The sequence below is a fragment of the Sphingobium sp. CCH11-B1 genome, assembly GCF_001556865.1.
In the GTDB taxonomy this organism is placed as follows: domain Bacteria; phylum Pseudomonadota; class Alphaproteobacteria; order Sphingomonadales; family Sphingomonadaceae; genus Sphingobium.
The window spans coordinates 77,644-91,129 of the sequence record NZ_LSJY01000134.1 but is presented as its reverse complement, the minus strand read 5'-3'; the positions used below and the strand labels follow the sequence as shown (position 1 = coordinate 91,129).

Here is a 13,486-nt window from a genome sequence, read left to right as displayed (position 1 = left end):
CGCGTGCGACAAACGGATGCGCGTCCGACTTGATCCCGGCACGCCATCATCGCATCTTCTGCCCGGATTGCAGGAGAGCGTATGATGGTGATTCGTGCAGCCTTGTGTCTCTCGATCCTGGCGCTTCCGTCCGCCGCGTCCGCGCAGCGGGAGGTTCATGCCGCTGCCGCCAATCCGTTCGACGCGGTCACGGCCTCGCAGGTCCGCAGCAGCGCCGATCGGCTAGGGACGGCATCCAGCACCCGCGATCTTCTCCCTCCGGCGGATCGCGCGCAGGCGGAACGGGTCATGCGGAGCTTCGCGCAATGCGTCGTTCGAGGGCAGGGTGGCAAGGCGCGGGCGCTGCTCGCCAGTGTGCCTGGCTCTGCGGCGGAACGCGCCATCCTGAGCGGCTTTGCTGCGCGGCGGAACGGCTGCCTGCAAAGCGGAAGCCTGCGGATGAAGGGCGACTGGATGCGCGGCGCCATCGCGGAGCAATATTATCTGCGCAGCTATCCCGATGCGGTGACGGAAGCGGCAAGGCCGGACGCGCCCGCAGATAGTTCGGCCGGCAGACCGCCCTATCTGGCCTATGCATCCTGTGTCGCGGCGCGGGATCCCGCTGGTGCGGACGCCGTGCTGCGGGCGGAAGCGGGCAGCGTCGCGGAGAAAAGCGCCTATCGGCAAGTCATGCCCGCATTGTCTTCCTGTCTTGCAGGCGGAGAGAATGCCAGGCTCGCCATTGATCGCACCCGCCTGCGCGGCTTGCTGGCGGAAGCCCTGTACGATCGCCGTGCGGGCACCGCAGGCTGATCGAGGAATAGGGATAGCAACGGTTTAGCGCCAGCAAAAAGAGCGGGACTGGTGTAGCGGCATTTAATTGTCTATCCCGCTGCTCAGCAATGAAAACCGCTCTTATCGTCCGTCATGTTCCCCGGGAAGGCGCTGCGGGATATCTCCAGCCGATCGAGGCGGCCGGCTACCGGATAGATCGGATTGATGTCTCCAGCCCGGACTTCGCCGGGGTGGACCTGTGCGATCCGGATCTCCTCATCATGATGGGCGGCCCGATGGGCGTCTATGAAGCCGACATCCATCCCTGGATCCCGACCCAGATCGAAAAGCTCGCCGCGCGTCTGGCCGCCGACCGGCCGACGCTGGGCGTATGCCTTGGCAGCCAGATGATCGCCGCGGCGCTGGGCGCGCCGGTCTATCCTGGCGGCCACATGGAACTGGGCTTCGCGCCGGTCAGCCTCAATGCGGCCGGGCGCGCCTCGCCCCTGCGCCATATCGATGAGGTGCCGGTGCTCCATTGGCACAGCGATACGTTCGACTTGCCCTGCAATGTCGAACTGCTCGCGTCCACCGGGCATTATCCGCATCAGGCATTCCGGCGCGGTGCCAACCTCCTGGCGCTGCAATTCCATGCGGAAATGGGGGAGGATCCGCGCTTCGAGGATTGGCTGACGCATTTCTGGGCGGACTTGGACACCGCCCGGCAATGCATCCATGCGCTGCGGCAGGATCATGACCGCCACGGCCCGTCTGCGGTCGCGGCGGGCAGGGCGATGATCGCGCAATGGCTGGGCGGCATCGAAACCAAGACTTGATCTCGGCGCTCGCTTGCTATCTACTCTGACAAATGAAGATAGACGTGAAAGCGAGCCGCCGGGATTTGATTGCCGGCGGCGTGGCCAGTCTGACGGCGGTGGCCGTGGCATCCGCAGGGAAAGGGCAGGAAGCGGGGACGCAGGATAAGCTCGCGCCGCGACCACCCATGGGATGGAATAGCTGGAACAGCTTCGCCACCACCATCACCGAAGCGCAGGCGCGCGAGATCGCCGCCATCATGTCAGACAAGCTGCTGCCCGCCGGCTATGATATCTTCACCGTCGACATCCAGTGGTATGAACCGGAGGCGTCCAGCTATACCTACAATGCCGCGCCCAAGCCGGCGATGGACGCATATGGCCGCATGATTCCCGCGCCCAACCGCTTCCCCTCCAGCACAGGGGGCAAGGGGTTCGCGCCGCTGGCGAAGGCGGTCCACGATCTCGGCCTCAAATTCGGCATCCATGTGATGCGCGGCATCCCCCGCGCTGCCGTCGAGCGCAACCTGCCGGTTCTGGGCACCCGCTATCGCGCCGCCGACATCGCCGACAGGAACAGCATCTGTTCGTGGAACCCCGACATGTACGGCGTCAGCATGCGTCATCCGGGCGGCCAGGCCTATTATGACAGCATCTTCCGCCTCTATGCCGACTGGGGCGTCGATTTCGTGAAGATGGACGATATGAGCCGTCCCTATGATGCCCACGCGCCGGAGATCGAGGCCGCGCACAAGGCGATCCAGGCGACCGGCCGGCCGATCATCCTCAGCCTGTCACCCGGAGAGACTCCGGTCATCCGCGGCGACCATGTCCGCCGCCACGCGCAGATGTGGCGCATCTCCGACGATTTCTGGGACGAATGGCCGATGCTGGAGGCGCAGTTCACGCGCCTTGAAAACTGGACGCCCTATCGCGGCCCGGGCAGCTGGCCGGATGCCGACATGCTGCCCCTTGGCCGTCTTGCGCTGGGCGAGCGCGACACGCGCTTCACCCCTGACGAACAACGGACGCTGATGACGCTCTGGGCGATCGCGCGCTCGCCGCTCATCATGGGCGGCGACCTGCGCCATCTGGACGCCGCGACGCTGGCCTTGCTCACCAACCGGGAGGTTCTGGCCGTCAATCAGGCGAGCCGCGACAATCGGCCCCATTTCGTCGAGGACGCCACCCGCATCTGGTCAGCGCGGGCGGAGGGCAGCGCCGATCATTATCTCGCCCTGTTCAACACTGGCAAGACGCCGCGCGAGGTGGGCCTTCCGCTGCGCGACCTTGGCATCGCTGGCTCCGTGTCCGTGCGCGATCTGTGGGCGGGCAAGGCGATCGGCCGGCAGTCCGAACGTGTCGCCGTCACCCTGCCGCCGCACGGCAGCGCGCTGTACCGGCTGAGCTGAGCGCCGTTATCGCCGCGCGGCCGCGCTCCGGTCGCGGATTGCCTTGAATTCCGATCCGGCTTTCCACTGGGGCCAGCGCGTCGATCCCGCGAGATCCCGGCCGATGTCCAGCATCAGCCCGACATCCTGCGCCGCGCCGTCCAGCTTCCACGTCTCGTCCACCACGTCGCAGGCCTGATGATAGCATTGGCCGGTATAGGCATCGACCCACGCCTGCCCGGCCGTCCTGCCGCCTTCCACCAGGTCGGACGCGCCTGCGATCCCCATCATCAACAGCACGGGCACGCCGCGCTTCGCCATCGAAAAATGGTCCGCGCGATAGAAGAGGCCGCGTTCGGGCAGGCTTTCCTGCGTCACGACACGGCCCTGCTGCGCAGCAAAGCGCGCAAGATCGTCCTCCAGCGTGTCCTGGCCTTTGCCGACCAGGATGACGTCCTTCGCCTTGCCGGCGGTCTGGAGGATGTCGATCGTCAGGTTGGCGACGGTCTTGTCCAGCGGCCAGACGGGGTTCGACGCATAATGTTCGGACCCCAGCAGCCCGCGTTCCTCCGCGGTCCAGGCGGCGAACAGGATCGACCGGTCGGGATCGGGGCCGGCCTTGAACGCGCGGGCGATCTCGAACAGCGACGCGATGCCCAGGGCGTCGTCATTCGCGCCCGCGCGATAGACGCGGCCCTTGGCGTCGGGCGCGCCCTTGCCATAGGCGTCCCAGTGCGCGCCATACATCACCGTTTCATCCGGCCGTTTGGCGCCGGGAATGCGGGCGAGGACATTGGCGCTCTTCACCACTTCCTGCGTCACGGGGAAGGCGGCGGACAAGGTCGCGCCCTTCAATTCGACGGGCCGGAACCCCTTCGACCGCGCCTGCTTGCGCAACGCGGCGAGGTCCAGCCCCGCGCCGGAGAACAGCGCGTCGGCGGCCGCGCCCTCGATCCATCCCTGCATCTGCAGGCTGGTGATCGCGGCGGCCGGGCGTACCAGATCGTAATTCTCGCCATTCGGGCTGATCACGACGTTCCAGCCATAGCCCGCGCCGGGCGTGTCATGCACGATCAGCGCGCCGACGGCGCCGCGCCGCGCCGCTTCCTCGAACTTGTATGTCCAGCGTCCATAATAGGTCATGGTGCGCCCGCCGAACCGGCCGGCGGCATCCTCGCCCTTGGCGGCCTCGAAATCCGGGTCGTTGATCAGGAAGATGGCGACCTTGCCTTTCAGGTCCACGCCCTTGAAATCGTCCCAGCCGCGTTCCGGCGCGGACACGCCATGCCCGACGAACACCAGCGGCGCATTGTCGATGGCGACGCTGTCCTTGGGCTGGAGCGTCGAAAGATAGACCTGCTTGCCAAAGGTCCAGGGCGTCGTCGATCCGCCTTGCGCCACGCCCAGCTTTTGGGCGGTGCCCAGCTTCGTGTGGAGCAACGGCACGGTTTGCACCCATTGCCCGTCCGGTCCGCCAGGTTCCAGCCCCAGCGCCTCGAACCGCGCGACCAGATAGCCGATCGTCCTCTGTTCGCCCACCGTGCCGGGCGCGCGGCCCTCGAACAGGTCGGACGCGAGGGTGCGGACCGATTGTTCAAGCCGCTGTGGCTCGATCGTCTGGGCATGGACGGGCGAAGCGAGCGGCAGGGTGACGGTCAGGGCGGCGATCAGGCGGGAAGCCAGGGCAGGTGAGCGCTTAGTCATCGCCCGACCTTACGCCGCGCCGCCCAAGGGGGGAAGGGGCGTCTGGCGCATTTTCGAAGCGGACGGCGTCGCCCGCTGCCAGGGAAAATGCGGAAAATAAAAGATAATTAGAGCAGGATGCGATTCAGTATGAACGGATCATGCTCTAGAACTCCGTCTCCAATTCGATCAGTTCGTCCGGCTCGGCGCGCGCGGCCTCGATCCACTCCCGCATCAGCGGCCAGCCATTGACCGTCTGGCAATAGCGGGCCGCCTCCTGGGACAGCGGCACGGCATAGGTCAGGAACCGCTGCGCCACTGGCGCGAACATCGCGTCGGCGACGGTGGGCCTGTCCCCGAACAGCCAGGGGCCGCCGTAAACTTCCAGACATTCCTTCCAGATGGTTTCGACCCGCTCGATGTCGGGCTTGGCCCCCGAAAAGATCGGAAAGCGTGCATGGCGCACCTTCAGGTTCATCGGCAGGGCGGACCGCAGGTTGGTGAAGCCGGAATGAATCTCGCCCGACACCGACCGGCAATGGGCGCGGCCGATCCGGTCTTTGGGGTACATGCCCGCGTCGGGGTAGAGCTCGTGCAGATATTCCGCGATGGCCAGCGTGTCCCACACGCTCGCGCCCTCATGCGTCAGCCGCGGCACCAGCACGGAAGGGGATAGCAGCAGCAATTCCGCCCTGTTGTCGGGATTGTCGAGTGCCACCATCTTCTCGCGCACGTCGAGGCCGGCGAGCCGGCACAGCAGCCATCCCCGCAACGACCAGGATGAATAATTTTTGCTCGACAGTGTGAGTTCCGCGATAGCCATGGCCGTCCTCCCGCTGATCCGATTAACTCACATTTATGATGATGCAGTGCAACACAAAATGCCTGTATAGCGTTTTGGTCGAAGACCGATTCGATTCATGGGTTCAGTATAAGGCAATTTTGCGACGATGCGGATGCTCTACAGCGGCTATCAGGCCTGGAACGACATGCTGGCCCCGGCTCGGCTGGGCGCGGAATGGGCACTGCGCCTCCGCGACCGCATGGGTCCGATGGCCGACTGGGCGATGCCGCGCCGCATGTTCGCGCTGATGGACGTGTTTCAGGGCGCGAAACTGACGCACAAGCGGCCCGGCTACGGCATCCATCAGGTGCAGAGCGGCAACGCGAATGTGGCGGTGCGGGAAGAGGTCGTGCTCGACATGCCCTTCGGCGACCTGCTCCATTTCGCAAAGGACGAAGTGGAGGCGGCGCAGCCCAAGGTGCTGGTCGTCGCGCCCATGTCCGGCCATTTCTCGACCTTGCTGCGCAGCACGGTCGCAACATTGCTGCGCGACCATGACGTGTACATCACGGACTGGAAGAATGCGCGCGATGTCCCGCTGGAGGCCGGACGGTTCGGCTTCGACGAATATGTCGACTATGTCATGACCTTCCTGCGCGAACTTGGGGCGGGCTCGCACCTTGTCTCCGTATGCCAGCCCTGCGTGCCCGCGCTCGCGGCGGTCGCGCTGATGTCGGAAGACAAGGATGAGGCGACGCCGCGGTCCATGACACTGATGGGCGGGCCGATCGATCCGAATGCGGCGCCGACCGCCGTGAACGATCTGGCCAATGAAAAATCGATCAAGTGGTTCGAGGATAATCTGATTTCGGTCGTGCCGTTCCGCTTCGCGGGGCGCGGCCGCGAAGTCTATCCGGGCTTCCTGCAACTCTCTGCCTTCATGTCGATGAACATGGACCGGCACAGCGCGCAGCATCGCGAACTCTACCAGCTGCTGGCGGACGGCCGGACTGCCGAGGCCGACAAGATCAAGGATTTCTACGGCGAATATTTCGCGGTCCTCGACCTGACGAAGGAATTCTACCTCGAAACGGTGGACATGGTGTTCCAGCGGACGCTGCTGGCCAAGGGGGAACTGATGGTGCGCGGGCGCAGGGTCGATCCCGGTGCGATCCACCGGACCGCGCTGCTCACCGTGGAGGGCGAGCGTGACGACATCTGCGCCGTGGGCCAGACCTCGGCGGCCCATGCGCTCTGCTCGGGCCTGCGCCCCCATCTCAAGCGGCACCATCTGCAACTGGGCGTCGGCCATTACGGCGTCTTTTCCGGCAGCAAATGGGAAAAGCAAATCTATCCGCAGGTGCGCAACATGATCCTCGCGATGAACTGACCCCGCGCGTCCGGGTAGGCTTTCTCCCGGCGCGGAAGAGGGCGCGTCAGAGGAACTGCCCGCCCTTCATGATCCGCCGTACCCGGCCCTGCACCGGCAGCCGGTCGAACGGCGTGTTGCCGGCCGCGGCAGCCATTCTGCCTGAATCCACGATCCACGGCGCGTCGGCGTCGACGAAGATCAGGTCGGCGGCCGCGCCACTCGTCAAGCTGCCCGCCTCCACGCCCAATATCCGCGCCGGATTGGCACATAGCAGCGCCATCAGCCGCCCCATCGACACCAGCCCGTCGCGCACCAGATTGAGCGATAGCGCCAGCAGCGTCTCCGCCCCCGCCATGCCAGGCGCGGCGTCCGCGAAGGGCAGGCGCTTGTCCTCCGGTCCGCGTGGATCGTGGCCGGATGTGATGACGTCCACGGTTCCATCGGCCACGGCGGCCAGGCTTGCCTGCCGGTCCTCCTCGCTGCGCAGCGGTGGCGACAGGCGGGTGAAGGTTCGGAAATCCGTCACCGCCTGATCGTTCAGGAACAGATAGGCAGGGCTGATCCCGCACGTCACGCGCAATCCTTCCGCCTTCGCGGCGCGGATCAGGTCGAACCCGGCCCGCGTCGTCACCAGCCGGAAATGGATGGCCGCGCCGGTCTGCCGCGCCAGCATCAGATCGCGCGCGATCGCCATCGCCTCGGCGCAGGCCGGTGCGTGGGGCAGGCCAAGGCGCGTCGCCGTCTCCCCGCTCGTCGCCACCGCCTTCGCCGTCAGGCCGCCATCCTCGGCATGGGCGATCACCGTCAGGCCAAGGCCGCTGGCGTAGGACAGGATACGCAGCATCACGCCCGAATCCGCAATCCATTGCCGCCCGGTGCCCACCGCCTTCGCGCCCGCCGCCTGCATCAGGCCGATTTCGGCCATCTCCCTGCCGGCCAGCCCACGCGTGGCTGCTGCGATCGGATGCACCCAGAAATCGGGCTTGCCCGCCCGCGTCGCCTGCCGGATGAGGCCCACATCGTCCAGCGGGGCGCTCTGGTCGGGCATCAGCGCCGCGCGCGTGATCCCGCCGAAATGGAAGGCGGGCTTGTCGGTCGCGAATACGCCAAGGTCGACAAGTCCAGGCGCAACCACCAGCCCTTGCGCGTCGATCCGCTCCGCGTCGGCCGGGACGTCCGTCGCTCCCGCCCAAAGGATCCGGTCGCCCTCGATCAGCACGCTGCCCGGCGAAAGGGCATCGCCCGCCGGATCGGCCAGCAGCCCGTTGACGATGGCGATCCGGCTCATGCCCATCCCTCTTTCCCTGTCGGTCGGGATGCTCAAGACCATCCCTCTTTCCTTGTCGGTCGGGATGCTCAAGACCATCCCTCCACGCCCCGCGCTCCGCGCGTCAGCACGTCCAGGCACGCCATGCGCACCGCCACGCCCATCGCCACCTGCTCGGTGATCGCCGACCGTTCGGGATGGTCCGCCACCGAACTGCTGATTTCCACGCCCCGGTTCATGGGGCCAGGATGCATCACCAGCGCGTCGGGCTTGGCGATGGCCAGCCGTTCCGGCGTCAGGCCGTAAAGCGCGTGATATTCCCGCGCGGACGGTATGAAGGCGCCGTCCATCCGCTCATTCTGCAGGCGCAGCATCATGACGACGTCCGCGCCGTCCAGCCCCTCGTCCATGCGCGTATAGGGGGTCGCACCCAGCATCTCGACCTCGGGCGGCAGCAATGTGGGCGGCGCGACCGCGCGGACCTGCGCGCCGAGCGCCGCAAGGCACAGCATGTTGGACCGCGCGACCCGGCTGTGCAGCACATCGCCGCAGATCGCGACCACCAGCCCCTCGAACCCGCCCTTGCGCCGGCGGATGGTCAGCGCGTCGAGCAGCGCCTGGGTGGGATGCTGGTGCCACCCGTCGCCCGCATTCAGCACCGGGCAATCGACCTTGTCCGCGATCAGCGCCACCGCGCCCGAACTGGCGTGTCGGATCACGATCACGTCGGCGGCCATGGCATTGAGCGTCATCGCCGTGTCGATCAGCGTTTCGCCCTTCTTCACGCTGGACGTCGCCGCCGCCATGTTGACCACGTCCGCGCCCAGCCGCTTGCCCGCAATCTCGAACGACAGCAGCGTGCGTGTGCTGTTCTCGAAAAAGGCGTTGATCTGGGTCATCCCGGCCAGCCGGTCGTCATGCTTGCGCGCGCGGCCCTGGTTCGCCTGCGCCCAATGCTCGGCCTCATCCAGCAGGAACCGGATTTCCCAGGGTTTGAGGTCCGCGATCGACAGCAGATGCCTGTGCGGGAACAACGCCCGCCCGCTCAGGTCGGGGGCGTCGTCGGGAATGAAGATGTCGGGCATGAGCCGGTGCTTTAGGACAGGTTGCGGGGCAGGGCAAGGCGCTAGCCCCGCCGTTTCCACCGCCCGGTCAGGCTGCCGTCCTTCAATATCGCGCGCGCCGCATTATGCCCCGGCGCGCCCGTCACGCCACCGCCGGGATGCGTGCCCGCGCCACACATATAGAGGCCCTTCACCGGCCCGCGATAGGCACCATGGCCCAGCACCGGGCGGGCCGCCCACATCTGGCCCAGCGACAGGTGGCCGTGCATGATGTCGCCGCCGACCAGCCCGAACTTCCTTTCCAGGTCCAGCGGCGAATGGATCTGGCGCGCGATCACGCTCCTGGCGAAACCCGGCGCATGCGCGTCGACCGTCGCGACGATCGCGTCCGCCGCTGCCTCCCGCTCATCGTCCCAGCTTCGACCATCCGGCAGAGCGGGCGCGAATTGCTGGCAGAACAGGCTGGCGACATGCGCGCCCTCGGGCGCCAGGCTGTCGTCCACCGTGGAGGGGATCAGCATCTCGACGATCGGTTGCCTCGACCATCCATCGCGTTTGGCGTCCATGAAGGCCCGGTCCATATAGTCCAGCGTCGGCGCGATGATGATGCCCGACCGGTGATGCTCGCCCGGTCCGGGCAGGCAGGTGAAATCGGGCAGGGCGGACAGCGCCACATTCATTCGGAACGTGCCGGATCCCGTCTTGAAGCCATGGATTCGCTTCACGAAGTCGGCCGGCAGGTCCGACGCGGCCATCATCTGTTGGTAAAGCAGCTTCGGCCCGACATTGGCGGCCACCACATCGGCCATGATCTCCTCGCCGCTGTCCAGCGCCACGCCAACCGCGCGGCCGCCGTCCACCAGCACGCGGGCGACCGGCGATTCCAGGCTGATCTCGACCCCCATGGCTTGCACCACCCGCGCCATCGCCTTCGTGATCGCGCCCATGCCGCCGATCACATGGCCCCATGCGCCTTTCTTGCCGTTCACTTCGCCGAACACATGGTGCAACAGGACATAGGCGCTGCCCGGCGTGTCGGGGCTGGCATAGTTGCCGACCACCGCGTCGAAGCCGAACGCGGCCTTCACCGCTTCGCTCTCGAACCAGCGGTCCAGGACATCGCGCGCCGACTTGGTGAACAGGTCCAGCAGGTCGCGCTGCTGCTCCAGCGAAAGCCGCGCGACCCGCCGGCCCTGCTTCAGCGCGGCGACGATCATGTCCATGCCGTCGCCCACATTGGGCGGCGATGTGAGCACCAGATCGCGCAGCAGGTCCGCCGCCACCTCCAGCGCGTCCAGATAGGCGGGCAGCGTCGCAGCATCCTTCGCGCTGAACCGCGCGAATTCGGCCTGCGTCCGTATGAGGCCGCCGCCCAGCTTCAGATAGCCGCCATCGGGCTGGGGCAGGAAATTGCTGATCGGCCGCTCGATCACGCGATAGCCATGTGCCACCAGCTTCATGTCGCGGATGACCTTGGGATGGAGCAGGCTGACGGTGTAGCTGGCCGTCGAGTTGCGGAAGCCGGGATGGAACGCCTCCGTCACTGCAGCGCCGCCGACGACTCCCCGCCGCTCCACAAGGCGCACGCGATAGCCGGCCCGCGCCAGGTAGAAGGCGCAGACCAGCCCGTTATGGCCTGCGCCTATGATGACCGCGCTCCGGGTTCCCGCCATTGCCGCCCTCCAGCTTCGCTATTTTACCTATGTAAAACAGACATGGTGCATAGTGCGTATCAGCTGTCCAGGTCGCTGTCTCTTTCCCTGTCCGCCCGCGCCCCATATCGCCGCGCCAGCCAGGCGCAGGCCATCAGCTGGATCTGATGGAACAGCATGACCGGCAGCAGGATCGGACCCGCCACGCTCGCGGGGAACAGCACGCCTGCGATCGGCACGCCCGACGCAAGGCTCTTCTTCGATCCGCAGAATTGCAGCACGATCGCATCCTCGCGGCTCAGCCCCAGCATTCGCCCGACCGCGTAGGTGAACAGCAGGATCACCAGTAGCATGGTGGCGCAGACCGCGCCCAGCGCCGCCAGTTCTTCCGCCGACACCTTGCTCCACAACCCTTCCACCACCGCCGCCGAAAAGGCCGCATAGACGACCAGCAGGATCGATCCCCGATCGACCCGGGCCAGCATCGGCTTGTGCCTGTCCACCAGACCGCCAATCCACGGCCGCAGCAGGTGCCCCAGGATGAAGGGAAGCAGGAGCTGCAATATGATGCCCTCGACCGAGGACAGCGATATGAGCCCGCCTGTCCCGCCCCGCTGCATCAGCAATGCCACCAGCAGTGGCGTCACGACGATGCCCAGCAGGTTGGAAAAGGACGCGCTCACCACCGCCGCCGCCACATTGCCACGCGCGATGGCGGTGAAGGCGATGGACGACTGCACTGTCGAGGGCAGCAGCGTCAGGAACAGGAAACCGGCTCGCATGTCGGCGGGCACCAGCCCGATTCGCCCAATGACCAGCCCCATTATGGGAAAGGCGATAAAGGTCGTCCCCAGAGTCGCCAGGTGCAGCTTCCACGCCTTTGCTCCACCCCAGATCGCCTCGCGTGACAATTTGGCGCCATGGAGGAAAAAAAGCAGCACGATGCCGGCGTCGGCCATCCCGTCCGCAATGCGCGCGCCCAGGCCCTGCGCGGGCAGCACGGACGCTAGGGCGACGGTCGCGACGAGCAACAGCAGGAAGGGATCGAGTGCTTGGCGGAGGCGGTTCATCACGGGATCGCTGATCGGAAGGGGCTTGGGCGGGGGATAGACGTCGCGCTCCGGCTGCGCCAACAAATTCCCCTTGAACCGGGACAAGCAGAGGATGCGTCATGAACGAAGCCATCGTCATCGTCGATCAGGACGGCGTGATCGAAATCCACATCGACCGCCCCGACAAGAAGAATGCCGTCACGGCCGCGATGTACCGCGCCATGATCGCCGCGCTGGCGCAGGCCTCTAAACGCAGTGACGTGGCAGCGGTGCTGATCGCCGGGCGGGGCGACGCATTCTGCGCCGGCAACGACCTCGCCGATTTCATGGCCGGACCGGAAGGTGCCGCTGCCGCCTTCGCCTTCATTCAGGCGATCGCCGCTTTCGACAAGCCGATCGTCGCCGCGGTCCAGGGTCTGGCGGTGGGCGTGGGCACCACCATGCTGCTGCATTGCGACCTTGTCTATGCCGCGCCCGACGCCCGGTTCGTCATGCCTTTCGTCAATCTGGGGCTGGTGCCGGAAGCCGGATCGAGCCTGCTCGCGCCGGCGCTGTTGGGCCATGCGAAGGCGGCCGCGATGCTGCTGCTCGGTGAACCGCTGGATGCCGACGCCGCCGACCGCGCCGGCCTTGTCACGGCCATCGTCGCCGCGCCCGACCTGCTCGATCACGCCCGCGCCAAGGCTGCCGCGCTGGTCGCCAAGCCGCCCCGTGCCCTCGCCGATACGCGGCGGCTGCTGCGCGGCGACCGTGGCGCGATCGCCGCGCGCATAGAGGAGGAAGCCACCCTGTTCCGCGCGGCGCTGGGTTCCGCCGAAGCGCAGGAGGCCTTCGCCGCCTTCCTCGAAAAGCGTCCGCCGCAATTCAGGAGGGGCTAGGGCAAACCGGTCCCAGGCCGCGCGAGGCGAGCGCCGGGCATCAAGGATGGCGGACAATGTCTGGCTGGGGCGGGAGGATTCGAACCTCCGCATGGCGGTACCAAAAACCGCTGCCTTACCGCTTGGCTACGCCCCAGCAGAACCGGCGTCAGCCGGTGCGGACCGCCATATAACGCGTCGGTGGGGAAAGGAAAGCCTAGTCATGATAGTTTGATGCGGCCAATATGGCGGCTGCCCTTTCCCGTTGGATAGCCATCGTCATGTCCGCATCGCCTCCGCCCACGGCCCAGATTTCGCCGGCATCGCCGCTGTTCCTGCGCGAAGATGAGATACGCCGCGGTATCGAGATGCTCTATTTCGGCTATTCCGCGCTCACCCGCTCGATTGACGAGGGACTCGCGGCGGAGGGGCTGGGCCGCGCGCATCATCGGGCGCTCTACTTCATTTCGCGCCAGCCGGACCTGACGGTCAAGGATCTGCTGCGCCTGCTCGCCATCACCAAACAGTCGCTTGGCCGGGTGCTGGGCGACCTTGTCGAGCGCGGCTATATCGAAACGCGCGCCGGTACGATCGACCGGCGACAGAAGCTGCTGCGGCTCAGCCCCGCCGGTCAGGCGCTGGAGGCCGAGCTTTTTCGCGCGTTGCGGGAAAAGATGGCGGCCGCCTATGCGCTGGCGGGGCAGGGGTCCGTGACCGGATTCTGGCGGGTTTTGGAAGGACTTATCCCCGAAGCCGATAGGTCGATGGTCTTCGGCCTGCGCGGGCGATAGTTGCC

General features: G+C 66.4%; 12 protein-coding genes and 1 tRNA gene. 6 read left to right on the top strand and 7 right to left on the bottom strand.

Annotated elements, in window-relative coordinates:
• The first annotated feature begins 81 nt into the window (after window positions 1-81).
• The 3 genes from AX724_RS14305 to AX724_RS14295 all read left to right on the top strand — a co-directional run bounded on the left by AX724_RS14305 (window position 82) and on the right by AX724_RS14295 (window position 2,980).
• Window positions 82-792 (top strand): hypothetical protein, encoded by a 711-nt coding sequence (locus AX724_RS14305; RefSeq protein WP_066767594.1) that lies wholly within the window; start codon window positions 82-84, stop codon window positions 790-792.
• A gap of 89 nt (window positions 793-881) precedes the next feature.
• A complete protein-coding gene (locus tag AX724_RS14300; RefSeq protein ID WP_066767593.1) occupies window positions 882-1,589 on the top strand; it encodes a glutamine amidotransferase in 708 nt (235 codons plus the stop codon).
• A 38-nt stretch (window positions 1,590-1,627) separates the two neighbouring features.
• Window positions 1,628-2,980, top strand: a complete 1,353-nt coding sequence (locus tag AX724_RS14295; protein WP_156448088.1) for a glycoside hydrolase family 27 protein — start codon at window positions 1,628-1,630, stop codon at window positions 2,978-2,980.
• 6 nt (window positions 2,981-2,986) lie between these two features.
• Here AX724_RS14295 and AX724_RS14290 read toward each other — a convergent pair whose 3' ends face one another.
• Both AX724_RS14290 and AX724_RS14285 read right to left on the bottom strand, forming a co-directional pair.
• Window positions 2,987-4,663, bottom strand: coding sequence for a M28 family metallopeptidase (locus tag AX724_RS14290; protein WP_066767590.1), 1,677 nt, complete (start codon window positions 4,661-4,663; stop codon window positions 2,987-2,989).
• Between the two features lie 145 nt (window positions 4,664-4,808).
• On the bottom strand, window positions 4,809-5,465 hold the full coding sequence (locus AX724_RS14285; protein ID WP_066767588.1) for a glutathione S-transferase: 657 nt from the start codon (window positions 5,463-5,465) through the stop codon (window positions 4,809-4,811).
• Between the two features lie 127 nt (window positions 5,466-5,592).
• Here AX724_RS14285 and AX724_RS14280 point away from each other — a divergent pair, with 127 nt between their 5' ends.
• Window positions 5,593-6,816: a polyhydroxyalkanoate depolymerase gene (locus tag AX724_RS14280; RefSeq protein WP_066767586.1), complete on the top strand. Its 1,224-nt coding sequence runs from the start codon at window positions 5,593-5,595 to the stop codon at window positions 6,814-6,816.
• 46 nt (window positions 6,817-6,862) lie between these two features.
• On the opposite strand, the gene AX724_RS14275 is transcribed toward AX724_RS14280, so the two are convergent.
• From AX724_RS14275 to AX724_RS14260, 4 genes are all read right to left on the bottom strand, one after another.
• A complete protein-coding gene (locus AX724_RS14275; RefSeq protein ID WP_066767584.1) occupies window positions 6,863-8,086 on the bottom strand; it encodes a dihydroorotase in 1,224 nt (407 codons plus the stop codon).
• A 68-nt stretch (window positions 8,087-8,154) separates the two neighbouring features.
• Window positions 8,155-9,150, bottom strand: coding sequence for an aspartate carbamoyltransferase catalytic subunit (locus AX724_RS14270; protein ID WP_066767583.1), 996 nt, complete (start codon window positions 9,148-9,150; stop codon window positions 8,155-8,157).
• Between the two features lie 41 nt (window positions 9,151-9,191).
• Entirely contained in the window at window positions 9,192-10,802 is a 1,611-nt protein-coding gene (locus AX724_RS14265; RefSeq protein ID WP_066767582.1) for a phytoene desaturase family protein, read from the bottom strand.
• 59 nt (window positions 10,803-10,861) lie between these two features.
• The gene (locus AX724_RS14260; RefSeq protein ID WP_066767761.1) at window positions 10,862-11,851 is read right to left on the bottom strand and encodes a bile acid:sodium symporter family protein; all 990 of its coding nucleotides are present in this window, start codon (window positions 11,849-11,851) and stop codon (window positions 10,862-10,864) included.
• 101 nt (window positions 11,852-11,952) lie between these two features.
• Here AX724_RS14260 and AX724_RS14255 point away from each other — a divergent pair, with 101 nt between their 5' ends.
• The gene (locus tag AX724_RS14255) at window positions 11,953-12,711 is read left to right on the top strand and encodes an enoyl-CoA hydratase-related protein (RefSeq protein WP_066767581.1); all 759 of its coding nucleotides are present in this window, start codon (window positions 11,953-11,955) and stop codon (window positions 12,709-12,711) included.
• 61 nt (window positions 12,712-12,772) lie between these two features.
• Here AX724_RS14255 and AX724_RS14250 read toward each other — a convergent pair.
• Window positions 12,773-12,847 (bottom strand) — tRNA-Gln (locus tag AX724_RS14250).
• Window positions 12,848-12,971: 124 nt separating this feature from the next.
• On the opposite strand from AX724_RS14250, the gene AX724_RS14245 reads away from it, so the two are divergent.
• Complete coding sequence (locus AX724_RS14245) at window positions 12,972-13,481, top strand: MarR family winged helix-turn-helix transcriptional regulator (RefSeq protein WP_066767756.1); 510 nt, start codon at window positions 12,972-12,974, stop codon at window positions 13,479-13,481.
• Window positions 13,482-13,486 lie beyond the last annotated feature (5 nt).